Origin of the sequence: Streptomyces sp. SudanB182_2057 (assembly GCF_964272715.1) — a bacterium.
Classification (GTDB): domain Bacteria; phylum Actinomycetota; class Actinomycetes; order Streptomycetales; family Streptomycetaceae; genus Streptomyces; species Streptomyces rubradiris.
In genome coordinates this window covers 2,898,652-2,921,272 of the sequence record NZ_OZ186798.1, presented here as the reverse complement: position 1 = coordinate 2,921,272, position 22,621 = coordinate 2,898,652, and the positions used below count along the sequence as shown (strand labels likewise).

At 70.2% G+C, this 22,621-nt stretch carries 22 protein-coding genes; 19 read left to right on the top strand and 3 right to left on the bottom strand.

Annotated elements, in window-relative coordinates:
- The first annotated feature begins 36 nt into the window (after positions 1–36).
- From rho to ACSURM_RS12275, 19 genes are all read left to right on the top strand, one after another.
- The gene (gene rho / locus ACSURM_RS12365) at positions 37–2,031 is read left to right on the top strand and encodes a transcription termination factor Rho (RefSeq protein WP_436955054.1); all 1,995 of its coding nucleotides are present in this window, start codon (positions 37–39) and stop codon (positions 2,029–2,031) included.
- A gap of 337 nt (positions 2,032–2,368) precedes the next feature.
- Positions 2,369–3,499: an LCP family protein gene (locus tag ACSURM_RS12360; protein WP_436955053.1), complete on the top strand. Its 1,131-nt coding sequence runs from the start codon at positions 2,369–2,371 to the stop codon at positions 3,497–3,499.
- Between the two features lie 149 nt (positions 3,500–3,648).
- Complete coding sequence (gene rpmE, locus ACSURM_RS12355) at positions 3,649–3,870, top strand: 50S ribosomal protein L31 (protein WP_190013247.1); 222 nt, start codon at positions 3,649–3,651, stop codon at positions 3,868–3,870.
- A 108-nt stretch (positions 3,871–3,978) separates the two neighbouring features.
- Positions 3,979–5,046 carry a peptide chain release factor 1 gene (gene prfA / locus ACSURM_RS12350; RefSeq protein WP_436955052.1) on the top strand — a complete coding sequence of 356 codons (1,068 nt, stop codon included), beginning with the start codon at positions 3,979–3,981 and terminating at the stop codon, positions 5,044–5,046.
- Between the two features lie 35 nt (positions 5,047–5,081).
- Positions 5,082–5,927: a peptide chain release factor N(5)-glutamine methyltransferase gene (gene prmC / locus ACSURM_RS12345; protein ID WP_030610076.1), complete on the top strand. Its 846-nt coding sequence runs from the start codon at positions 5,082–5,084 to the stop codon at positions 5,925–5,927.
- A 52-nt stretch (positions 5,928–5,979) separates the two neighbouring features.
- Complete coding sequence (locus ACSURM_RS12340) at positions 5,980–6,627, top strand: L-threonylcarbamoyladenylate synthase (RefSeq protein WP_436955051.1); 648 nt, start codon at positions 5,980–5,982, stop codon at positions 6,625–6,627.
- Positions 6,624–7,301 carry a protein-tyrosine-phosphatase gene (locus tag ACSURM_RS12335; RefSeq protein WP_359040761.1) on the top strand — a complete coding sequence of 226 codons (678 nt, stop codon included), beginning with the start codon at positions 6,624–6,626 and terminating at the stop codon, positions 7,299–7,301. Before ACSURM_RS12340 ends, ACSURM_RS12335 begins: the two co-directional genes overlap by 4 nt.
- Positions 7,302–7,397: 96 nt before the next feature.
- On the top strand, positions 7,398–8,636 hold the full coding sequence (gene glyA / locus ACSURM_RS12330; protein ID WP_436955050.1) for a serine hydroxymethyltransferase: 1,239 nt from the start codon (positions 7,398–7,400) through the stop codon (positions 8,634–8,636).
- Between the two features lie 161 nt (positions 8,637–8,797).
- Positions 8,798–10,105 (top strand): MraY family glycosyltransferase, encoded by a 1,308-nt coding sequence (locus tag ACSURM_RS12325; RefSeq protein ID WP_436955049.1) that lies wholly within the window; start codon positions 8,798–8,800, stop codon positions 10,103–10,105.
- A gap of 302 nt (positions 10,106–10,407) precedes the next feature.
- Positions 10,408–10,848, top strand: a complete 441-nt coding sequence (locus ACSURM_RS12320) for a hypothetical protein (protein WP_030610083.1) — start codon at positions 10,408–10,410, stop codon at positions 10,846–10,848.
- A 210-nt stretch (positions 10,849–11,058) separates the two neighbouring features.
- Entirely contained in the window at positions 11,059–11,895 is an 837-nt protein-coding gene (gene atpB, locus ACSURM_RS12315; RefSeq protein WP_189998799.1) for a F0F1 ATP synthase subunit A, read from the top strand.
- A gap of 72 nt (positions 11,896–11,967) precedes the next feature.
- Positions 11,968–12,216: an ATP synthase subunit C gene (locus ACSURM_RS12310; RefSeq protein WP_010357477.1), complete on the top strand. Its 249-nt coding sequence runs from the start codon at positions 11,968–11,970 to the stop codon at positions 12,214–12,216.
- Positions 12,217–12,250: 34 nt separating this feature from the next.
- Entirely contained in the window at positions 12,251–12,796 is a 546-nt protein-coding gene (locus tag ACSURM_RS12305) for a F0F1 ATP synthase subunit B (RefSeq protein ID WP_030610091.1), read from the top strand.
- A complete protein-coding gene (locus tag ACSURM_RS12300; RefSeq protein WP_436955048.1) occupies positions 12,793–13,608 on the top strand; it encodes a F0F1 ATP synthase subunit delta in 816 nt (271 codons plus the stop codon). The genes ACSURM_RS12305 and ACSURM_RS12300 overlap by 4 nt, the downstream gene beginning before the upstream one ends.
- 158 nt (positions 13,609–13,766) lie before the next feature.
- Positions 13,767–15,359, top strand: coding sequence for a F0F1 ATP synthase subunit alpha (atpA, locus tag ACSURM_RS12295; protein WP_189998793.1), 1,593 nt, complete (start codon positions 13,767–13,769; stop codon positions 15,357–15,359).
- A gap of 21 nt (positions 15,360–15,380) precedes the next feature.
- A complete protein-coding gene (locus ACSURM_RS12290; RefSeq protein ID WP_436955047.1) occupies positions 15,381–16,298 on the top strand; it encodes a F0F1 ATP synthase subunit gamma in 918 nt (305 codons plus the stop codon).
- A complete protein-coding gene (gene atpD / locus ACSURM_RS12285) occupies positions 16,299–17,735 on the top strand; it encodes a F0F1 ATP synthase subunit beta (RefSeq protein ID WP_436955046.1) in 1,437 nt (478 codons plus the stop codon). It begins immediately after the preceding gene.
- 109 nt (positions 17,736–17,844) lie between these two features.
- Positions 17,845–18,219: a F0F1 ATP synthase subunit epsilon gene (locus ACSURM_RS12280; protein ID WP_436955045.1), complete on the top strand. Its 375-nt coding sequence runs from the start codon at positions 17,845–17,847 to the stop codon at positions 18,217–18,219.
- A 154-nt stretch (positions 18,220–18,373) separates the two neighbouring features.
- Positions 18,374–18,820 (top strand): DUF2550 domain-containing protein, encoded by a 447-nt coding sequence (locus tag ACSURM_RS12275; protein ID WP_189998786.1) that lies wholly within the window; start codon positions 18,374–18,376, stop codon positions 18,818–18,820.
- Positions 18,821–18,838: 18 nt separating this feature from the next.
- Here ACSURM_RS12275 and ACSURM_RS12270 read toward each other — a convergent pair whose 3' ends face one another.
- From ACSURM_RS12270 to ACSURM_RS12260, 3 genes are all read right to left on the bottom strand, one after another.
- Positions 18,839–20,659 (bottom strand): glycosyl hydrolase family 18 protein, encoded by a 1,821-nt coding sequence (locus tag ACSURM_RS12270; RefSeq protein WP_436955044.1) that lies wholly within the window; start codon positions 20,657–20,659, stop codon positions 18,839–18,841.
- A gap of 137 nt (positions 20,660–20,796) precedes the next feature.
- Complete coding sequence (locus ACSURM_RS12265) at positions 20,797–21,444, bottom strand: response regulator (protein WP_436955043.1); 648 nt, start codon at positions 21,442–21,444, stop codon at positions 20,797–20,799.
- Complete coding sequence (locus ACSURM_RS12260; RefSeq protein WP_436955042.1) at positions 21,441–22,613, bottom strand: sensor histidine kinase; 1,173 nt, start codon at positions 22,611–22,613, stop codon at positions 21,441–21,443. Before ACSURM_RS12260 ends, ACSURM_RS12265 begins: the two co-directional genes overlap by 4 nt.
- Between the last annotated feature and the right edge of the window lie 8 nt (positions 22,614–22,621).

The following is a 22,621-nucleotide window of genomic DNA, read 5'->3' as shown; positions in this document are numbered from 1 at the left end:
AGACAGGCCGACGTCCGCTCCAGGGAAGGACCCTTCGTGAGCGACACCACCGATCTGATGGGCGCACGTGTCGAGGAGACCGCTGCCGCGCCCGCCACGGACGCCTCCGCGCCTGCCACCGGTGCCGGCTCCCGGCGGCGCCGCGGTACCGGCCTCGAGGGCATGGTGCTGGCCGAGCTGCAGCAGGTCGCCTCGGGCCTCGGGATCAGGGGCACCGCGCGGATGCGCAAGAGCCAGCTGATCGAGGTCATCAAGGAGGCGCAGGCCGCCGGGGGAGCCCCCGCCGCCAAGGCCGACACCGCCACCGAGACCAAGCCGAAGCGCCGGGCCACCTCCCGCGCGCGCACCGGTGAGGAGGCCGCCGAGAAGAAGGCGGCCAAGGCCGCCGAGGCCCCTGCCGAGAAGGCCGCGGCCCAGCAGCAGATCGAGATCCCGGGCCAGCCGGCCGGGGACACCTCCCGCGCGGGCGCCACCGAGCGCGGGGAGGACACCGCGCCGACCGAGCGCCGGCGCCGCCGCGCCACCGCCGAGGCGGGCAGCCCGGCCCAGAACGGCGCCGAGACCGTCGCCGCCGAGGCCCGGACCGAGTCCAAGGCCGAGACGCCCCAGCAGGGCGAGGCCAAGGGCGACGCCGGTGACGGCGAGGGCCGTGGCCGCCGGGACCGCCGCGAGCGCGGCCGGGACCGGGACCGGGACCGCCGCAACAAGGGCGACGAGCAGCAGGGCGGCCAGCAGCGTCAGCAGCAGGGCCAGCAGCAGGGCGGCCGCCAGGACAGCCGGCAGGACGACGACGACTTCGAGGGCGGCCGCCGTGGCCGTCGTGGCCGCTACCGCGACCGCCGTGGCCGTCGCGGCCGTGACGAGATCGCCGAGCCGCAGGTCGCCGAGGACGACGTCCTGATCCCGGTCGCGGGCATCCTGGACATCCTCGACAACTACGCCTTCATCCGGACCTCCGGCTACCTGCCGGGCCCGAACGACGTCTACGTCTCCCTCGCCCAGGTCCGCAAGAACGGCCTGCGCAAGGGCGACCACGTCACGGGCGCGGTCCGCCAGCCCAAGGAGGGCGAGCGCCGCGAGAAGTTCAACGCGCTGGTCCGCCTGGACTCCGTCAACGGCATGGCGCCCGAACACGGTCGCGGCCGCCCGGAGTTCAACAAGCTGACCCCGCTCTACCCGCAGGACCGGCTCCGTCTGGAGACCGACCCGGGCGTGCTCACCACCCGGATCATCGACCTGGTCTCGCCGATCGGCAAGGGCCAGCGCGGTCTGATCGTGGCCCCGCCGAAGACCGGCAAGACCATGATCATGCAGGCGATCGCCAACGCGATCACGCACAACAACCCCGAGTGCCACCTGATGGTCGTCCTCGTCGACGAGCGTCCGGAAGAGGTCACCGACATGCAGCGGTCGGTCAAGGGCGAGGTCATCTCCTCGACCTTCGACCGTCCGGCCGAGGACCACACCACGGTCGCCGAGCTGGCCATCGAGCGCGCCAAGCGGCTGGTCGAGCTGGGCCACGACGTGGTCGTGCTGCTGGACTCGATCACCCGTCTGGGCCGCGCCTACAACCTGGCGGCGCCGGCCTCCGGCCGCATCCTGTCCGGTGGTGTCGACTCGACCGCGCTCTACCCGCCGAAGCGGTTCTTCGGCGCGGCGCGCAACATCGAGGACGGCGGCTCGCTGACCATCCTCGCCACCGCCCTGGTGGACACCGGGTCCCGCATGGACGAGGTGATCTTCGAGGAGTTCAAGGGCACCGGCAACATGGAGCTGAAGCTCGACCGGAAGCTCGCGGACAAGCGGATCTTCCCGGCGGTGGACGTGGACGCGTCCGGCACCCGTAAGGAGGAGATCCTGCTCGGTGCCGAGGAGCTGGCCATCGTCTGGAAGCTCCGCCGGGTGCTGCACGCGCTGGACCAGCAGCAGGCGATCGAGCTGCTTCTCGACAAGATGAAGCAGACCAAGTCGAACGTCGAGTTCCTGATGCAGATCCAGAAGACGACGCCGACGCCGGGCAACGGCGACTGAGCGTCGGTACACCGCTGAGAAGGGCCGCCTCCCGTCCGGGGAGGCGGCCCTTTCGCCTCTCACCCGCTGTACCGGTGGCGAGATCTTTGCCACAGAGTTCCCGGCGGCCACCGGTCGCCCGGCACACCGCCGGTGGCCCCGTATCCGCAGGTGAGCGCCGTCCGCTCGGCCTGCCCGACTACGTAGCGTGTCCGTTTCCGTACCCGTCGGCCACTGTGTGTTGTGCAACCCTGTCCCGAGTTTCTCCGTCTGACCAGGCGGAGCGACGATGGAGCGGTGACGACCGCACCCGACCCTGACCGCAGGGGGTACCTGACCGCCGAGACCTAGGAGCGATGTGGCCGCCGAGAGCACGCCCGCCATAACCGAGCCGGGCACGACCGCGCCTCGCCGCCGGGGCAAGGGGCGCCGCCGCAAGGCCCCCAGCACGGGCCGCAAGGCCCTGCGCGCGACGGCCTGGACGGCCGCGGGCGTCGTCGTGCTGGGCGGCGCGGGCGCCGGGTTCGTCTTCTTCAAGCTCAACGGCAACCTGCACAGCGTCGACCTGAACCAGGCCCTCGGCACCGACCGGCCAGAGAAGGTCGACAACGGCTCCGAGAACATCCTGGTCCTCGGCTCGGACACGCGCGCCGGGACGAACAAGAAGCTCGGCGGCGGCGAGGACGACGGCAGCGCCCGCTCCGACACCGCGATGATCGTCCATGTGTACGAGGGTCACAAACAGGCCAGCGTGGTCTCGATCCCCCGGGACACCCTCGTCGACCGCCCCGAGTGCACCGACACCAAGGGCACCACGCACCCGGCCGCCACCGACGTGATGTTCAACGAGGCGTACTCCACCGGCGGCGCGGCCTGCGCGGTCAAGACCGTCGAGTCGATCACCGGCATCCGCATGGACCACTACCTGGAGGTCGACTTCCAGGGCTTCCAGCAGCTCATCGACGACCTCGGCGGCGTGCGGATCACCACCCGCGAGGACATCCACGACAAGCAGAGCCACCTCGACCTCAAGGCCGGCCCGCACACCCTCGACGGCGAGCAGGCCCTCGGCCTGGTCCGCACCCGGCACGGCGTGGGCGACGGCTCGGACCTCGGCCGCATCCAGCTCCAGCAGGCGTTCATCAAGGCCCTCATCGACCAGGTCAAGCACGTGGGCGTCTTCACCAACCCCAAGAAGCTCTACGACCTCGCCGACACCGCCACCAAGGCCGTCACGACCGACTCGGACCTCGGCTCGGTCAACTCCCTGATCGACTTCGCGGGCGGCCTGAAGGGCATCGGCTCCTCGGACATGAAGATGGTCACGATGCCGGTCCAGTACGACCCGGCCAATCCCAACCGGGTGCTGCTGGACACCGCCAAGGCCCAGCTGGTCTGGAACGCCCTGCGGAACGACCAGCAGATCCCGGAGGCGGCCACGGAGGGCACGGCGACGGGCGAGGCCAAGGGCGTGGTCAGCGCCCCGTAGGGCGCCCCGCGCACCCCCTGGAATAGAACGACCGCACCCCCGGTTTGGGTGGATGGCGCCAGTCCTGGCAGACTGGTACGTCGGCTCCGGTTCACGCCTCCGCATCCCGCGGCAGCGACCCGGCGCCCTCCCGAAACCTAGGAGACACCTTGAAGCGCGACATCCACCCCGCGTACGTCGAGACGCAGGTCAGCTGCACCTGCGGCGCGTCGTTCACCACCCGCAGCACCATCGACTCCGGCACCATCCGGGCCGAGGTCTGCTCCGAGTGCCACCCGTTCTACACGGGCAAGCAGAAGATCCTCGACACCGGTGGCCGTGTGGCCCGCTTCGAGGCCCGCTTCGGCAAGGCCGCCGGCTCCAAGAAGTAGCGAGCCCCATTTCGCCGGTCCACGGCCACACCCGCTCACCGGCGGGTGTGCCCGGGACCGGCGTTTTTGGTCGCCGCCCTTCCCCTCACCGCAGTACAGGAGCCCAAGATGTTCGAGGCCGTCGAGGAACTCGTCGCCGAGCACGCCGACCTGGAGAAGAAGCTCGCCGATCCGTCGGTCCACGCCGACCAGGCGAACGCGCGCAAGCTGAACAAGCGCTACGCCGAGCTGACCCCGATCGTCGCCACGTACCGCTCCTGGAAGCAGACCGGCGACGACATCGAGACCGCCCGCGAGCTGGCCGCCGACGACCCCGACTTCGCCGCCGAGGTCAAGGACCTGGAGAAGCAGCGCGAGGAGCTCACCGAGAAGCTGCGCCTGCTGCTCGTCCCGCGCGACCCGAGCGACGACAAGGACGTCATCCTGGAGATCAAGGCGGGCGCGGGCGGCGACGAGTCGGCGCTCTTCGCCGGCGACCTGCTGCGGATGTACCTGCGCTACGCCGAGCGCGTCGGCTGGAAGACCGAGATCATCGACTCCACCGAGTCCGAGCTGGGCGGCTACAAGGACGTCCAGGTCGCGGTGAAGACCCGCGGCCAGACCGAGCCCGGCCAGGGCGTCTGGGCCCGGCTGAAGTACGAGGGCGGCGTGCACCGCGTCCAGCGGGTCCCGGCCACCGAGTCCCAGGGCCGCATCCACACCTCCGCCGCCGGCGTGCTCGTCACCCCGGAGGCCGAGGAGGTGGACGTCGAGATCAACCCCAACGACCTGCGCATCGACGTCTACCGGTCCTCCGGCCCCGGCGGCCAGTCCGTGAACACCACCGACTCCGCCGTGCGCATCACGCACCTGCCGACCGGCGTCGTCGCCTCCTGCCAGAACGAGAAGAGCCAGCTGCAGAACAAGGAGCAGGCGCTGCGCATCCTGCGCTCCAGGCTGCTCGCCATGGCCCAGGAGGAGGCGGAGCGGGAGGCCGCCGACGCCCGCCGCAGCCAGGTCCGCACCGTCGACCGCTCCGAGAAGATCCGCACCTACAACTTCCCGGAGAACCGCATCTCGGACCACCGCGTCGGCTTCAAGGCGTACAACCTGGACCAGGTCCTGGACGGCGACCTCGACGCGGTCATCCAGGCGTGCGTCGACGCCGACTCGGCGGCGAAGCTCGCCGCCGCGTAACACCCGTACGCACCAGTTCGACACGGAGGAGACGCGTGAACCTGCTGCTCGCCGAGGTGGCCCAGGCCACCCAGCGGCTGGCCGACGCCGGTGTGCCCTCGCCGCGCAACGACGCGGAGGAGCTGGCCGCGTTCGTGCACGGCGTGAAGCGCGGCCAGCTGCACTCCGTGAAGGACGCCGACTTCGACGCCCGGTACTGGGAGGTCATCGCCCGGCGCGAGCAGCGCGAGCCGCTGCAGCACATCACCGGGCGGGCCTACTTCCGCTACCTGGAGCTCCAGGTCGGGCCGGGCGTGTTCGTGCCCCGGCCGGAGACCGAGTCCGTGGTCGGCTGGGCCATAGACGCGGTACGCGCCATGGACGTCGTCGAGCCGTGCATCGTCGACCTGTGCACCGGCTCCGGCGCCATCGCGCTCGCCCTCGCCCAGGAGGTGCCGCGCTCGCGCGTGCACGCCGTGGAGCTGTCCGAGGACGCCCTCGTGTGGACCCGGAAGAACGTGGCCGGCTCCCGCGTCGACCTGCGCCAGGGCGACGCGCTGACCGCCTTCCCGGACCTCGACGGCCAGGTGGACCTGGTCATCTCCAACCCGCCGTACATCCCGCTCACCGAATGGGAGTACGTCGCCCCGGAGGCTCGCGACTACGACCCGGAGCTGGCGCTGTTCTCCGGCGAGGACGGACTCGACCTCATCCGGGGCCTCGAACGCACCGCGCACCGCCTGCTGCGCCCCGGCGGGGTCGTCGTCATCGAGCACGCCGACACCCAGGGCGGCCAGGTGCCGTGGATCTTCACCGAGGAGCGGGGCTGGGCCGACGCGGCCGACCACCCCGACCTCAACAACCGGCCGCGCTTCGCCACCGCCCGCAAGGCGCTGCCGTGACCACTGAGACGACTTCCATCCCGCAGTACGTGTACGAGGAGGCCCGCTAGCCATGGCACGGCGATACGACACCAACGACGCGACCGACCGCGTGACGGGTCTGCGCGAGGCCGCGTCCGCCGTCCGCCGCGGCGAGCTGGTGGTGCTGCCGACCGACACGGTCTACGGCATCGGCGCCGACGCGTTCTCCTCGCAGGCGGTCGCCGACCTGCTCGACGCCAAGGGCCGGGGCCGGGGCATGCCCACTCCTGTCCTCATCGGCTCCCCGAACACCCTGCACGGCCTGGTCACGGACTTCTCCGAGCTGGCCTGGGAACTGGTCGACGCGTTCTGGCCGGGCGCGCTGACGCTCGTCGCCAAGCACCAGCCGTCCCTCCAGTGGGACCTCGGCGACAGCCGGGGCACGGTCGCCGTGCGCATGCCGCTGCACCCGGTCGCCATCGAACTGCTCACCGAGGTCGGGCCCATGGCCGTCTCCTCGGCGAACCTCTCCGGCCACCCGGCGCCGGAGGACTGCGACGCCGCCCAGGACATGCTCGGCGACTCCGTCTCCGTCTACCTCGACGGCGGCCCCACCCCCGGCAACGTGCCGTCGTCCATCGTGGATGTCACCCGCCGGGTGCCGGTGCTGCTGCGCGAGGGCGCGCTCTCCCCGGAGGAGCTGCGCAAGGTCGTACCCGACCTCGAGGTGGCGAATTGACGGCCCCTGGGACGGGGCGCGGCATAGGCGGCGGGAGCTGGAGCGCGGAGGAGACGACGACGTTCGGGTTCCCCCGCGACACCTTCCGCATCCTCCACGTCAGCACCGGCAATGTGTGCCGCTCGCCCATCACCGAACGGCTGACCCGCCACTTCGTCGCGGAGCGGCTCGGTGTGCTCGGCGGCGGGCTGATCGTGGAGAGCGCGGGCACCTGGGGCCACGAGGGCGCGCCCATGGAGGCCCACGCGGAGACGGTGCTGGCCGAGTTCGGCGCGGATGCCTCCGGGTTCGTCGGCCGGGAACTGCTGGACGAGCATGTGATCCGGGCCGACCTGGTGCTGACCGCCACCCGTGACCACCGCGCCCAGGTCATCTCCATGGGCCATTCGGCGGGCCTGCGCACCTTCACCCTGAAGGAGTTCACCCGCCTGGTCCGGGCGATAGATCCGGCCACCCTGCCGCCGCTGGAGGACGGCGTGGTCATGCGGGCCCGGGCGCTGGTGCGCGCCGCGGCGGCGCTGCGCGGCTGGCTGCTCGCCCCGAACGCCGAGGCGGACGAGGTGTACGACCCCTACGGCGCGCCGCTGACGTTCTTCCGTTCCATCGGCGACGAGATACGGGACGCCCTGGACCCGGTGGTCACGGCGCTGACGGGGGTCCCGGCGCGGACGTAGGGCGGGTGCGCGCCCCTTGAGGCGCGACACCGGGCGGCCCCTGGGGGACCGGCCTACATTGGACGTACGTCACCGCCGACCGCCCGGGAGCCCGCCATGTCGGTCACCCACACCCTCGAGACCGACGTCCTGCGCCGGCAGGACCCGGCGATGGCCGAACTCCTGCTCGGCGAACTGGCACGGCAGTCGACCACCCTCCAGCTGATCGCCGCCGAGAACTTCTGCTCCCCGGCCGTCCTCGCCGCCCTCGGCTCCGCGTTCGCCAACAAGTACGCCGAGGGCTATCCCGGCGCCCGCCACCACGGCGGCTGCGAGATCGTCGACGTCGCCGAACGCGCCGCCGTCGACCGCGCCAGGGCCCTGTTCGGCGCCGAGCACGCCAACGTCCAGCCGCACTCCGGCTCCTCGGCCGTGCTGGCCGCCTACGCGGCCCTGCTGCGCCCCGGCGACACCGTCCTCGCCCTCGGCCTGCCCCACGGCGGCCACCTCACCCACGGCTCGCCGGCCAACTTCTCCGGCCGCTGGTTCGACTTCGTCGGCTACGGCGTCGACGCCGAGACCGGTCTGATCGACCACGACCAGGTGCGCCACCTGGCGCGCAACCACCGGCCCAAGGCCATCGTGTGCGGCTCCATCGCCTATCCCCGCCACCCGGACTACGCCTTCTTCCGGGAGGTCGCCGACGAGGTCGGGGCCTATCTGATCGCGGACGCCGGCCACCCCATCGGGCTGGTCGCCGGGGGAGCGGCGCCGAACCCGGTGCCGTACGCGGACATCGTGTGCGCGACCACCCACAAGGTGCTGCGCGGCCCGCGCGGCGGGATGCTCCTGTGCGGCGCCGAGCTGGCCCGGCGGGTGGACCGGGCCGTGTTCCCGTTCACCCAGGGCGGCGCCCAGATGCACACCATCGCCGCGAAGGCGGTCGCGTTCGGCGAGGCGGCGACACCCGCGTTCGGGGCGTACGCCCATCGGGTGGTCGACAACGCCCGGGTGCTGGCCGGTCACCTGGCCGCGGAAGGGCTGGTCGTCACCACCGGGGGCACGGACACCCACCTGATCACCGCGGACCCGGCCCCGCTCGGCGTGGACGGCCGCGGTGCGCGCGGCCGGCTGCTCGCGGCCGGGCTGGTGCTGGACTGCTGTGTGCTGCCGCACGGCGACGGCCGCGGCCTGCGCCTGGGTACGGCGGCGGTGACCACCCAGGGCATGGGGGAGCCGGAGATGGTGCGGATCGCGGCGCTGCTCGCGGCCGTGCTGCGCGGCGAGACCGAGCCGGTCCGGGCCCGGGAGGAGGTGCGCGCGCTCACCGGCCGGTTCCCGCCCTATCCCGGCTGAACGGGGGTAGACGGGGTCCCGTACCTCCCGGTGTGGACGGGTCCGGACCGTGGCGTACGGCACGGTGTGCAACCCCCGTCGCTACCCGGCCGTCCTCATCCATATGCATCCGTCGCTAGGGTGTGAGGCTGTGATGGCCAGCGAGACCTGTGGGGAAGCCCGTGCGTGAATACCTGCTGACGCTCTGCATCACGGCCGCGGTGACGTATCTGCTGACGGGGCCGGTACGGAAGTTCGCGATCGTGGCCGGGGCGATGCCGGAGATCCGGGCCCGGGACGTGCACCGGGAACCCACTCCGCGCCTCGGCGGTATCGCCATGTTCTTCGGACTGTGCGCGGGCCTGCTGGTCGCGGACCACCTGACGAACCTCAACGAGGTCTTCGCCAAGTCCAACGAGCCGCGGGCGCTGCTCTCGGGGGCCGCGCTGATCTGGCTGATCGGCGTCCTGGACGACAAGTTCGAGATCGACGCGCTGATCAAGCTGGGCGGCCAGATGATCGCCGCGGGCGTGATGGTCATGCAGGGTCTGACCATCCTGTGGCTGCCCATCCCGGGCGTCGGCAACGTCGCGCTGACCCAGTGGCAGGGCACGCTGCTGACGGTGGCCCTGGTGGTCATCACGATCAACGCGGTGAACTTCGTGGACGGTCTGGACGGTCTCGCGGCCGGCATGGTGTGCATCGCGGCGGGCTCGTTCTTCCTGTACGCCTACCGGATCTGGTACTCGTACGGCATCGAGGCCGCCGCCCCCGGCACCCTGTTCGCGGCCATCCTGATGGGCATGTGCCTGGGCTTCCTGCCGCACAACATGCACCCGGCGCGGATCTTCATGGGCGACTCGGGCTCGATGCTGATCGGCCTGGTGCTGTCGGCGGGCGCGATCTCGATCACCGGTCAGGTGGATCCGGACGCCCTCGCGCTGTTCACCGGTTCGGAGAAGGCGGCGGTGCACCAGACGGTGCCGGTCTACATCCCGCTGCTGCTCCCGCTGACCATCATCGCCGTACCGGCCGCCGACCTGGTGCTCGCGATCGTCCGGCGCACCTGGCGCGGCCAGTCCCCGTTCGCCGCCGACCGCGGCCATCTGCACCACCGCCTGCTGGAGATCGGCCACTCGCACAGCCGGGCCGTGCTGATCATGTACTTCTGGTCGGCGCTGATCGGTTTCGGGGCGCTGGCGTACTCGGTCAACTCGGCGTCGATGTGGATCGTGCTGGGTGTGGTCTTCCTCAGCGCGGTCGGCCTGGTCCTGCTGCTGCTCCCGCGCTTCACGCCGCGGGTGCCGCTGTGGGCCCAGCGCTTCGTCCCGCCGCGCTACCGCCGCCGTGGTGTCCCCGGGGCCGCCGCGGGGTCCGCCGCCCCGGAGGTCACGGAGAGCGACGAGCGGTCCCCGGTCGCGGCCGGGGTCTCCGGCGTCAACGGAGCGACCGCGATCGGCGCCCGATCGCGTTCCCTCGACCGTCGCTGATACGCCCAAGGTAAGAATCTGACTAGAGCATTGCCAAGTCGTGGGGGAGCAAAGCGCCCTAATACCAGACAAGTGGGCGGCGTTTCTGCACAGACGGGCACCTTCACTCTCATGTGTGACAGCCAGCACACCCAACAGGTAAAGACCTCATCAAATAGTTTGTGATACGGTTCACGAGAACCCCGGATAGGACCGACTGAGCTGAGTGCGACGGTCCGTAGGTGTGAGATCTCGATCACTCGGTCCGGGACTACGCTCGTCCATGACGACACCCTGCCCCCTGTGAAAGCGGAGTTGCCGCCATGCCGTCCAATGACGCCCGGATCCTGGCCCAGGCCGCAGTGCCCACGGCTGCCGTCGGTGTGATCGCCGCCGTCGTCAGCGCCGTGGTCGCCGGCGGCAAGGGGGCCATCGGGGCCGTCGTGGGGACGCTGGTGGTGATCGTCTTCATGGGGCTCGGCCTCTACGTGCTCCAGCGCACCGCCAAATCCTTTCCCCAGCTGTTCCAGATGATGGGCCTGATGCTGTACGCGGCCCAGCTTCTGCTGCTGGTCATCTTCGTCGCGCTGTTCAAGAACACGACGCTGTTCAACCCGCGTGCCTTCGCCATCACGCTCGTGGTCGCCACCCTCGCGTGGATCGCCGCGCAGACGCGTGCCCACATGAAGGCGAAGATCCTCTACGTCGATCCCGATGCCTCGTCGAAGGGCGACAAGCCCGAGAAGACAGGGCATTCGTCGTGAGAAGTAGGGCCGGGATAAAGGCGCACGAGAGATGCTGCTATCGTCCGGTGCCAACTGCGGCATCGCGGGCGCGGGCATTTGAGCTGACGCCTGCTCGAACGCGAGGCGAGATGCCCCACAGCCGCCCCCACATCCGTAACACCAGTCCCGTGCCGACCCGCGGCCGTGCGCCGCGCCGACACAACGAGGTTGCCGTACCTATGCGCCACGATGAAGGAGCCCGCGGTGAGTGCTGACCCGACGCAGACGCTCGCTTTCGACACGAGCTGCCACCTGTTCGACGGGTGCGGCTTCCCGGCTCCGGGCCTGCACTCGTTCCTGTTCAAGCCGCTCTGGGGCGACGCGGACAGCAACTTGTACTTCAACAAGACGATGCTGCTGGCGCTCCTCGGTTCCATCATCATCGTGGGCTTCTTCTGGGCCGCCTTCGCCAAGCCGAAGGTTGTCCCGGGCAAGCTCCAGATGATCGCCGAGTCCGGTTACGACTTCATCCGCCGCGGCGTCGTCTACGAGACCATCGGCAAGAAGGAAGGCGAGAAGTACGTCCCGCTGGTCGTCTCGCTGTTCTTCTTCGTCTGGATGATGAACCTCTGGTCGGTCATCCCGGTGGCGCAGTTCCCGGTGACCTCGATCATCTCGTACCCCGCCATCCTGGCCGCGATCGTCTACATCCTCTGGGTGGGGCTGACCTTCAAGCGGCACGGCTTCGTGGGCGCCTTCAAGAACTTCACCGGCTACGACAAGTCCCTCGGCGCGGTCCTCCCGCTGTCGATGACGATCGAGCTGTTCTCGAACCTCCTCGTGCGGCCCTTCACCCACGCCGTCCGACTCTTCGCGAACATGTTCGCCGGTCACACGCTGCTGCTGCTCTTCACGATCGCCAGCTGGTACATGCTGAACGGCATCGGCATCGCCTACTCCGCCGTCTCGTTCGTGATGGTCATCGTGATGACCGCCTTCGAGCTCTTCATCCAGGCTGTCCAGGCGTACGTCTTCGTACTGCTGACCTGCAGCTTCATCCAGGGCGCGCTCGCCGAGCACCACTGAGCGACCCGACCACCCACCCAGACATCCGGTGGCCAACCCCCACCGGTCATTGAAAGAGAAGGAAGAACCGGCATGTCCGCTCTCCAGACCCTTGCCGCCGGCGTCGAGATCAAGGGCAACCTCGGCTCCATCGGTTACGGCCTCGCCGCCATCGGCCCGGGCGTCGGCGTCGGCATCATCTTCGGTAACGGCACCCAGGCCCTCGCCCGCCAGCCCGAGGCGGCCGGTCTGATCCGCGCCAACCAGATCCTGGGCTTCGCCTTCTGTGAGGCGCTCGCCCTGATCGGTCTGGTCATGCCGTTCGTCTACCCGAGCGCCTGATCCGACCGTCGCCCTTTAGACGAAAGGCACTGATATGAGCCCCCTGGTTCAGCTTGCGGCTGAGGAGGCCGAGAACCCCCTCATCCCGCCGATCCCAGAGCTCGTCATCGGCCTGATCGCCTTCGTCATCGTCTTCGGCTTCCTCGCCAAGAAGCTCCTCCCGAACATCAACAAGGTTCTGGAAGAGCGCCGCGAGGCCATCGAGGGCGGTATCGAAAAGGCCGAGGCCGCGCAGACCGAGGCCCAGAGCGTCCTTGAGCAGTACAAGGCCCAGCTCGCCGAGGCCCGGCACGAGGCCGCGCGCCTGCGCCAGGAGGCGCAGGAGCAGGGTGCCGCGCTCATCGCGGAGATGCGGGCCGAGGGTCAGCGCCAGCGCGAGGAGATCGTCGCCGCCGGTCACGCCCAGATCGAGGCCGACCGCAAGGCCGCCGCGTCCGCGCTGCGCCAGGATGTCGGCCGGCTCGCCACCGAACTGGCCGGCAAGCTCGTCGGCGAGTCCCTTGAGGACCACGCCCGTCAGAGCCGTGTGATCGACCGCTTCCTCGACGAGCTCGAGGAGAAGGCCGAGGCCACGCGATGAACGGAGCGAGCCGCGAGGCACTGGCAGCCGCACGGGAGCGTCTGGACGCGCTGACGGACTCCACGTCCGTGGACGCCGCGCAGCTCGCCGACGAGCTGGCGGCCGTCACCGCGCTGCTCGACCGCGAGGCCGGCCTGCGCCGGGTCCTCACCGACCCGGCGCAGCCCGGAGAGGCGAAGGCCCAGCTGGTCCAGCGTCTGATCGGCGGCCAGGTCAGCAGTCCGACCGCCGACCTGCTGTCCGGGCTGGTCCGGTCCCGCTGGTCGCAGCCGCGCGACCTGGTGGACGCGCTGGAGGAGCTGGCGGACATCGCCGACCTCACGGCCGCGGAGAAGACGGGCACGCTCGACGACGTCGAGGACGAGCTCTTCCGGTTCGGCCGGATCGTCGCCTCCAGCACCGGGCTGCGCGCCGCGCTCACCGACCGCGCCGCCGGCACCTCGGCCAAGACCGAGCTGCTGCACCGGCTGCTGGGCGGACGGGCCAAGCCGGCCACCGAGCGACTGGTGACGCGCCTGGCCACCGCGCCGCGGGGACGTAGCCTGGAAGCGGGACTGGAGTCCCTGTCCAAGCTCGCCGCCGAGCGCCGGAACCGCGTGGTCGCCGTCGTCACCTCGGCGGTGCCGCTGAGCGACGGGCAGAAGCAGCGCCTCGGCGCCGCCCTGACCAAGCTCTACGGCCGTCGGATGCACCTCAACCTGGACGTCGACCCCGAGGTCATCGGCGGCATCCGGGTGCAGGTCGGTGACGAGGTCATCAACGGCTCCCTCGCGGACCGGCTCGACGAAGCCGCCCGCCGCATGGCGAGCTAGCAGCAACTCGACAGCTCGGTCTTTCGAGAAAGTCCGAGAGACGCAGTACGTACTTACGGCCCTGGTTGGGCCGTGCAGAGGATTCACCTCCTGTTGGGGGGAGTCCCCATCCCCCCAAAGTGAAACTTCGGGCCCAACAAGGAGAGCAGGGAACCCAGATGGCGGAGCTCACGATCCGGCCGGAGGAGATCCGGGACGCGCTGGAGAACTTCGTCCAGTCGTACAAGCCGGACGCGGCCTCGCGCGAGGAGGTCGGTACGGTCACCCTTGCCGGCGACGGCATCGCGAAGGTCGAGGGTCTTCCCTCGGCCATGGCCAACGAACTGCTGAAGTTCGAGGACGGCACCCTCGGCCTCGCGCTGAACCTGGAAGAGCGCGAGATCGGCGCCATCGTCCTCGGTGAGTTCAGCGGCATCGAGGAGGGTCAGCCGGTCACCCGTACCGGTGAGGTCCTCTCCGTCGCGGTCGGCGAGGGCTACCTCGGCCGTGTCGTCGACCCGCTCGGCAACCCGATCGACGGCCTCGGCGAGATCGAGACCGACGGCCGCCGCGCCCTCGAGCTGCAGGCCCCCACGGTCATGCAGCGCAAGTCGGTGCACGAGCCGATGGAGACGGGCTACAAGGCCGTCGACGCGATGACCCCGATCGGCCGTGGTCAGCGTCAGCTGATCATCGGTGACCGCCAGACCGGCAAGACCGCCCTGGCCGTCGACACGATCATCAACCAGCGCGACAACTGGCGCTCGGGCGACCCCAAGAAGCAGGTCCGCTGCATCTACGTCGCCATCGGCCAGAAGGGCTCCACCATCGCCGGCGTGCGCCGCGCGCTGGAGGAGAACGGCGCCCTGGAGTACACGACCATCGTCGCCGCCCCGGCGTCCGACCCGGCCGGCTTCAAGTACCTGGCGCCGTACACCGGTTCGGCCATCGGTCAGCACTGGATGTACCAGGGCAAGCACGTCCTGATCATCTTCGACGACCTGTCGAAGCAGGCCGACGCCTACCGCGCCGTGTCGCTGCTGCTGCGCCGCCCGCCGGGCCGTGAGGCCTACCCGGGTGACGTCTTCTACCTGCACTCCCGGCTGCTGGAGCGCTGCGCCAAGCTCTCCGACGACATGGGTGCGGGTTCGATGACCGGTCTGCCGATCGTCGAGACGAAGGCCAACGACGTCTCGGCGTTCATCCCGACCAACGTCATCTCCATCACCGACGGCCAGTGCTTCCTGGAGTCGGACCTGTTCAACGCCGGTCAGCGTCCCGCGCTGAACGTCGGTATCTCCGTCTCCCGAGTCGGTGGTTCCGCCCAGCACAAGGCGATGAAGCAGGTCTCCGGCCGCCTCCGCGTCGACCTCGCCCAGTTCCGTGAGCTGGAGGCCTTCGCCGCCTTCGGTTCCGACCTGGACGCCGCCTCCAAGGCCCAGCTGGAGCGCGGTCAGCGCATGGTCGAGCTGCTGAAGCAGGACCAGTACCAGCCGATGTCCACCGAGGACCAGGTCGTCTCCGTCTGGGCCGGCACCACCGGCAAGATGGACGACGTTCCGGTCGCCGACATCCGCCGCTTCGAGAAGGAGCTGCTGGAGTACCTGCACCGCAGCGAGCAGGGCCTCATGACCTCCATCCGCGAGGGCGGCAAGATGTCCGACGACACGCTCACGGCCGTCGCCGACGCGATCGCGGCCTTCAAGAAGCAGTTCGAGACCTCGGACGGCAAGCTGCTCGGCGAGGACACTCCTGCCGCTGCTTCCAAGTGACGTAAGGAAGGGACCTGACTCATGGGAGCCCAGCTCCGGGTCTACAAGCGTCGCATCCGATCCGTCAGCGCGACCAAGAAGATCACCAAGGCGATGGAGATGATCGCCGCCTCGCGCGTCGTCAAGGCGCAGCGCAAGGTGGCGGCCTCCACGCCGTACGCGACCGAGCTGACGCGCGCGGTCACGGCGGTGGGCACGGGTTCGAACACCAAGCACCCGCTCACCACGGAGGCGGAGAACCCGACCCGCGCCGCGGTCCTGCTCCTGACGAGCGACCGCGGTCTGGCCGGCGCCTTCAACTCCAACGCCATCAAGGCGGCGGAGCAGCTGACCGAGCGCCTGGAGCGCGAGGGCAAGCAGGTCGACACGTACATCGTCGGCCGGCGCGGTGTCGCGCACTACAACTTCCGTGAGCGCAAGGTCGCGGAGTCGTGGAGCGGCTTCACCGACGAGCCGACGTACGCGGACGCCAAGAAGGTGGCGGCGCCGCTGATCGAGGCCGTCCAGAAGGACACGGCCGAGGGCGGTGTGGACGAGCTCCACATGGTCTTCACCGAGTTCGTCTCGATGATGACGCAGACGGCGCTCGACGCCCGGCTGCTGCCGCTGCGCCTCGACGAGGTCGCCGAGGAGGTCAAGCCGCAGGGCGAGATCCTCCCGCTGTACGACTTCGAGCCCTCGGCGGAGGACGTCCTCGACGCCCTGCTGCCGCGCTATGTGGAGAGCCGCGTGTACAACGCGCTGCTCCAGTCGGCCGCTTCGAAGCACGCCGCCACGCGGCGCGCGATGAAGTCGGCCACCGACAACGCGGGCGAGCTGATCAACACGCTCTCCCGTCTTGCCAACGCGGCCCGCCAGGCCGAAATCACCCAGGAAATCAGCGAGATCGTCGGTGGCGCGAGCGCCCTGGCCGACGCGACCGCGGGGAGTGACCGATAAATGACCACCACTGTTGAGACCGCGACGGCTACGGGCCGCGTCGCCCGGGTCATCGGCCCGGTCGTCGACGTGGAGTTCCCCGTCGACGCGATGCCGGACATCTACAACGCCCTCCACGTCGAGGTCGCCGACCCGGCGAACGAGGGTCAGAAGAAGACCCTGACCCTGGAGGTCGCCCAGCACCTGGGTGACGGCCTGGTCCGCACCATCTCGATGCAGCCGACCGACGGTCTGGTCCGCCAGGCCCCGGTCATCGACACCGGCGACGGCATCACCGTCCCGGTCGGCGACTTCACCAAGGGCAAGGTGTTCAACACCCTCGGTGAGGTGCTGAACGTCGACGAGCGGTACGAGGGCGAGCGCTGGTCCATCCACCGCAAGGCCCCGAACTTCGACGAGCTCGAGTCGAAGACCGAGATGTTCGAGACCGGCGTCAAGGTCATCGACCTGCTGACCCCGTACGTCAAGGGCGGCAAGATCGGTCTGTTCGGCGGCGCCGGCGTCGGCAAGACGGTGCTCATCCAGGAGATGATCTACCGTGTCGCCAACAACCACGACGGTGTCTCCGTGTTCGCCGGTGTCGGCGAGCGCACCCGTGAGGGCAACGACCTGATCGAGGAGATGTCCGACTCGGGCGTCATCGACAAGACCGCGCTGGTCTTCGGTCAGATGGACGAGCCCCCGGGCACCCGTCTGCGCGTCGCGCTGGCCGGCCTCACCATGGCCGAGTACTTCCGTGACGTCCAGAAGCAGGACGTGCTGTTCTTCATCGACAACATCTTCCGCTTCACGCAGGCCGGTTCCGAGGTCTCCACGCTGCTCGGCCGCATGCCGTCCGCGGTGGGTTACCAGCCGAACCTGGCCGACGAGATGGGCCTCCTCCAGGAGCGCATCACCTCGACCCGCGGTCACTCGATCACCTCGATGCAGGCGATCTACGTCCCCGCCGACGACCTGACCGACCCGGCCCCGGCCACCACCTTCGCCCACCTCGACGCGACGACGGTTCTCTCCCGTCCGATCTCCGAGAAGGGCATCTACCCGGCCGTGGACCCGCTGGACTCCACGTCCCGGATCCTGGACCCGCGCTACATCTCGCAGGACCACTACAGCGCGGCCATGCGCGTGAAGACGATCCTGCAGAAGTACAAGGACCTCCAGGACATCATCGCGATCCTCGGTATCGACGAGCTGGGCGAGGAGGACAAGCTGGTCGTCCACCGTGCCCGTCGGGTGGAGCGCTTCCTGTCCCAGAACACCCACGTCGCCAAGCAGTTCACCGGCGTGGACGGCTCGGACGTGCCGCTGGACGAGTCGATCGCCGCGTTCAACGCGATCTGCGACGGTGAGTACGACCACTTCCCCGAGCAGGCCTTCTTCATGTGCGGTGGTCTCGACGACCTCAAGAAGAACGCCAAGGAGCTGGGCGTCTCCTGAGCCCCGTGCTCATCGAGGGGGCGGGCGCGTCCCGCCCCCTCACCCACGCCCACTAGAATTGACCCCAACACCCGGCGCCCCTGCCGGGTGGTGACCCGAGGAGCCACTCTTGGCTGCTGAGCTGCACGTCGAGCTGGTCGCCGCCGACCGCCAGGTCTGGTCCGGCGAGGCCACCCTGGTCGTCGCGCGCACCACGTCCGGCGACATCGGCGTCATGCCCGGTCACCAGCCGCTGCTCGGTGTGCTGGAGTCGGGCCCGGTGACCATCCGTACGAGTGAAGGTGGAACGGTCGTCGCCGCGGTGCACGGCGGTTTCATCTCGTTCGCGGACAACAAGCTGTCCCTGCTGGCCGAGATCGCCGAGCTGTCGGACGAGATCGACGTCCAGCGCACGGAGCGGGAGCTGGAGCAGGCGAAGGCGGAGGGCGACGCCGCCGCCGAGCGCCGCGCGGACGTCCGACTGCGTGCTGCGGCGGCGCGCTGAACCAGCCGCGCGGTACGTTGACGTCACTCAGCCGCGGCCGGCCCGGAGCAATCCGGTGCCGGTCGCGGCTGAGGCAGATGTGGGTGTTTTTTCCGTTTCGTTACTCAACTAGAGAAGCAGTTCCACCAACTAGGAGACGAGGAGGTCGGTGCCGATGGTCCTCGCTCTGACTGTGTGCGGAATCGTGGTCGCGCTCGTGGTGGTGGGGCTGTTCCTGTTCGGGCTGCGGCGCCGGCTCATCCAGCGTTCCGGCGGGACCTTCGACTGCTCGCTGCGCTGGGACGTCCCGGAGAAACCGGACACGGGCGGCAAGGGCTGGTCCTACGGCGTCGCCCGCTACAACGGCGACCGCATCGAGTGGTACCGGGTCTTCTCCTACGCCGTCCGTCCCCGCCGGGTCCTGGAGCGGGCGCAGATCGAGGTGGCCGGGCGCCGGCTGCCCGAGGGCGAGGAGGAGCTGGCGCTGCTCTCCGACGCGGTGGTACTCGCCTGTACGCATCGGGGCACGCGCCTCGAACTCGCCATGAGCGAAGACGCGCTGACCGGATTCCTCGCGTGGCTGGAGGCAGCCCCGCCCGGTCAGCGCGTCAATGTCGCTTGAGAGCTTTTCTTACGGGTCTTACAGGTTGTCGCTGATGGCGCTCACCAGTTCACCATTGGCGGTGTCACCGGTGAAGTCCCAGAAGAACGCGCCGCCGAGGCCCTGGGTGTTGGCCCAGGCCATCTTCGTCTTGATGGTGGCGGGAGTGTCGTAGGACCACCAGTTGGTGCCGCAGTGCGCGTACGCGGTGCCGGCGACGGTGCCGGTGACCGGGCAGGACGTCTTGAGGACCTTGTAGTCCTCGATGCCCTGCTCGTAGGTGCCGGCCGCCGGGCCGGTGGCCGTGCCGCCCGGGGCGGACTGGGTGACGCCGGTCCAGCCGCGGCCGTAGAAGCCGATGCCGACGAGCAGCTTCTTGGCGGGCACGCCGATCGACTTGAACTTGGCGATGGCGTCGGCGGTGGTGTAGCCCGCCTTCGGGATGCCGTCGTACGAGGTGAGCGGGGAGTGCGGGGCGGTCGGGCCCTTGGCGTCCCAGGCACCGAAGAAGTCGTACGTCATCACGTTGTACCAGTCGAGGTACTGGGCGGCGCCCGCGTAGTCCGCGGCGTCGATCTTGCCGCCGGTCGTGCCGTCGGCGGTGGTGGCGGCGGTGACCAGGTAGTCGGGGCCGAACTTGGCGCGCAGCCCGGCCATCAGGTTCTTGTAGGCCGCGGGCCCGCTGGTGTCACAGGTCAGACCGCAGGCGTTCGGGTACTCCCAGTCGATGTCGATGCCGTCGAAGACATCGGCCCAGCGCGGGTCCTCGACCAGGTCGTAGCAGGACTGCGCGAAGGCCGCCGGGTTCTTGGCCGCGTCCGCGAAGCCGCCGGACCAGGTCCAGCCGCCGAACGACCACAGCACCTTGATGTGCGGGTACTTGGCCTTCAGCTGGCGCAGCTGGTTGAAGTTGCCGCGCAGCGGCTGGTCCCAGGTGTCGGCGACGCCGCTGACCGAGTTCTCGGCGGTGAACGCCTTGTCGTAGTCGGCGTAGGAGTCGCCGATCGCGCACTTGCCGCCGGTGACGTTGCCGAAGGCGTAGTTGATGTGCGTGATCTTGGCCGCCGAGCCGGACGTCACCAGGTTCTTGACGTTGTAGTTGCGGCCGTAGATGCCCCACTCGGTGAAGTAGCCCATCTTCACCTTGTCACTGGTGGGCGGCTCGGTGCTGCCGCCTCCGGTGGTGTGCACCTTGACGGCGCCGCTGACCGGGCCGGTCTGGTCGGCCGTGTCGCGGGCCTGCACGCTGTAGGAGTAGTCGGTGCCGGCGGTCAGGCCGGTGTCCGTGTACGAGGTGGTGGTGACGGTGGCGACCTTCTTGCCGTCGCGCAGCACGTCGTAGTTCTTGATGCCCTTGTCGTCGGTGGCCGCGCTCCAGCCGAGCTTCACCGAGGTGTCGGTGACGGAGGAGGCGGTCGGGGTGCCGGGGGCGGACGGGGCGGCGTCGCCCGGCTGCGTGGAACCGTCGCAGCTGTCACCGTTCAGCTTGCAGTTGGCCGGGGAGCCGGGGCCCGAGCCGTTGAATCCGAAGGAGACGGAGGCGCCGGGGGCGATGGTGCCGTTCCAGCCGACGTTCTTGGCGGTCCAGTGGTCACCGGAGTTGGTGACGGTGGCGTCCCAGGCCGAGGCGACCTTGGTGCCCGAGGGGAAGTCCCACTCGATGGTCCAGGAGCTGATGCTGCTGGTGCCGGTGTTCTTGACGGTCCACTGACCGCCGAAGCCGGAGCCCCAGTCACTCGTCTTGGTGAAGGTGGCCGTGGCGTTGCCGGCGGCCTGGGCGGGGCTCGCGAGGCCGACCGCGCCGGCCAGGGGGAGCAGCAGGGACGCGAACCCTGCCGCGGCTCTGTGTCTGAAGCGCATGCTGCGCCTCCCTCGTCATAGAGGTGTCAGGGGCATGACTGAGCCTTCATGCCCCACGGTGCTGCGAGGGTAGAAAGGTCTGGACCACAGGTCAATAGGTCTGGACCATTCTGGGAGCCATTCCGGCGGGCGCCCGGCTACAGACCCAACTCCCTCGCCAGCACCGCCGCTTGCACCCGGCTGCGCAGCCCCAGCTTGGCCAGCAACCGGCTGACGTGCGTCTTCACCGTGCCCTCCGCCATGTCCAGGCGCCCGGCGATCTCCGCGTTCGACAGCCCCTCGCCGACACAGCCGAGCACCTCCCGCTCCCGCCGGGTCAGGTCCTCCAGCACCGCCGGGTCGGCCGCCGTACCCCGGTCCGGGGCCGGCCCCGCGGCGAACTCGGCGATCAGCCGCCGGGTCACGGCCGGAGCCACCACCCCCTCCCCGCGCGCCACCGTCCGCACCGCCTCCAGCAGCTCCCGCGCCTCCGCGTGCTTCAGCAGGAACCCCGCCGCCCCGGCCCGCAACGCCCCGAACACGTACTCGTCCAGGTCGAACGTGGTCAGCACCAAGACGTCGGCGAGCTGCTCGGCCACGATCCGCCGGGTCGCCGACACCCCGTCCAGCACCGGCATCTGCACGTCCATCAGCACCACGTCCGGGCGCAGCCGGCGGGCCAGTTCGACGGCCTGCTCCCCGTCCGCCGCCTCCCCGGCCACCTCGATGTCGGGCGCGCTGCCCAGGATCAGCGCCAGCCCGGCGCGGACGGCGGACTGGTCCTCGGCGACCAGGACACGGATCATGCGGAGTCTCCTTCGGTGAGCGGAAGCGCGGCCCGTACGGACCACAGACCGCCTTGCGGCCCGGCCTCGAACGCGCCGCCGAGCAGCGCCACCCGCTCCCGCATCCCGGTCAGACCGGCCCCGGAGCCCGGCGCGCGGGGGGCGCCGCCCGGCCGGTACGGGCTGGTCACCCGGATGTCCAGCAGGCCGTCCCGCTGCCGCAGCACCACCCGCACGCTCCCCTCGGCCGCGTGCTTCAGGGCGTTGGTCAGCGACTCCTGCACGATCCGGTAGGCGGCCAGCTCCACGGGCGCCGGCACCTCGCCGTGCCCGGCGTCGAGCGTGACGTCCAGGCCGCCCGCCCGGGCGGTGCCGACCAGCGCGCCGAGGCCCGCCAGGGTCGGGGAGGCGGCGGGCTCGCGGTCCCCGGAGCGGTCCCGCAGGATGCCGATCAGCCGGCGCATCTCGGCCAGCCCCGCCACGCTGTTCTCCCGGATGACGGCCAGCGCCTCCCGGGAGGTTCTGTCGTCCTCCAGGGAGAGGGCCGCCGTGGAGTGAATGGCGATGGCCGACAGGTGGTTGGCGACCATGTCGTGCAACTCGCGCGCCACCCGGGCCCGTTCCGCGGTGACCGCCTGGACCCGGTCCATCTCGGCGAGCAGCGCGGTCTGTTCGGCCCGCAGCCGGGCGGCCTCGGCGGCGTCCCGGTGGTCGCGCACCAGGGCGCCGGTCGCGGCGGGGGCCAGCGCCACCACTCCGACGCCCAGCCCGATCAGCAGGCCCTGCGGGTCGTGCCAGAGCGCCACCGGCACCACCCCGCCGAGGACCGTGAGCATCCCGGCGATCCACGGGATGCGGCGGGCCGAGGCCGGGGTGCCGTACAGGACGGCCGCGTACATGAGGTCGGTGTACAGCACGATCGTGACCATGCTGCCGAGGGTCACGGTGTCCAGCACCAGCATGAGGGTGCCGATCAGCAGGCCGGCGCGCGGGCGGACCCGGCGCAGCGGCTCGCACGCGGCGGTCAGCGCCAGCGGGACCAGGGCCGCCCAGGGCGCGTGCCACAGCACCAGGTCGTCCGAGTGGTCCCGGGGGCTGATGCCGAGCGCCCACAGCAGCAGCCCGCCGAGCAGCCCGCCCACGGCGATCCACCAGTCGTCTCGGTGCGGGCGGGTGAACGTGCGGGCCATGCCCCCAT

Excerpts from the sequence above, each read along its gene's own strand:
- ACSURM_RS12260 (WP_436955042.1), bottom strand. The coding sequence starts at position 22,613 with ATGGCCCGCACGTTCACCCGCCCGCACCGAGACGACTGGTGGATCGCC.
- prfA (WP_436955052.1), top strand. The coding sequence starts at position 3,979 with ATGTTCGAGGCCGTCGAGGAACTCGTCGCCGAGCACGCCGACCTGGAG.
- atpD (WP_436955046.1), top strand. The coding sequence starts at position 16,299 with ATGACCACCACTGTTGAGACCGCGACGGCTACGGGCCGCGTCGCCCGG.
- ACSURM_RS12340 (WP_436955051.1), top strand. The coding sequence starts at position 5,980 with ATGGCACGGCGATACGACACCAACGACGCGACCGACCGCGTGACGGGT.
- ACSURM_RS12310 (WP_010357477.1), top strand. The coding sequence starts at position 11,968 with ATGTCCGCTCTCCAGACCCTTGCCGCCGGCGTCGAGATCAAGGGCAAC.
- ACSURM_RS12320 (WP_030610083.1), top strand. The coding sequence starts at position 10,408 with ATGCCGTCCAATGACGCCCGGATCCTGGCCCAGGCCGCAGTGCCCACG.
- atpB (WP_189998799.1), top strand. The coding sequence starts at position 11,059 with ATGAAGGAGCCCGCGGTGAGTGCTGACCCGACGCAGACGCTCGCTTTC.
- atpA (WP_189998793.1), top strand. The coding sequence starts at position 13,767 with ATGGCGGAGCTCACGATCCGGCCGGAGGAGATCCGGGACGCGCTGGAG.
- glyA (WP_436955050.1), top strand. The coding sequence starts at position 7,398 with ATGTCGGTCACCCACACCCTCGAGACCGACGTCCTGCGCCGGCAGGAC.
- ACSURM_RS12275 (WP_189998786.1), top strand. The coding sequence starts at position 18,374 with ATGGTCCTCGCTCTGACTGTGTGCGGAATCGTGGTCGCGCTCGTGGTG.
- ACSURM_RS12300 (WP_436955048.1), top strand. The coding sequence starts at position 12,793 with ATGAACGGAGCGAGCCGCGAGGCACTGGCAGCCGCACGGGAGCGTCTG.
- ACSURM_RS12265 (WP_436955043.1), bottom strand. The coding sequence starts at position 21,444 with ATGATCCGTGTCCTGGTCGCCGAGGACCAGTCCGCCGTCCGCGCCGGG.
- ACSURM_RS12290 (WP_436955047.1), top strand. The coding sequence starts at position 15,381 with ATGGGAGCCCAGCTCCGGGTCTACAAGCGTCGCATCCGATCCGTCAGC.
- ACSURM_RS12270 (WP_436955044.1), bottom strand. The coding sequence starts at position 20,659 with ATGCGCTTCAGACACAGAGCCGCGGCAGGGTTCGCGTCCCTGCTGCTC.
- ACSURM_RS12305 (WP_030610091.1), top strand. The coding sequence starts at position 12,251 with ATGAGCCCCCTGGTTCAGCTTGCGGCTGAGGAGGCCGAGAACCCCCTC.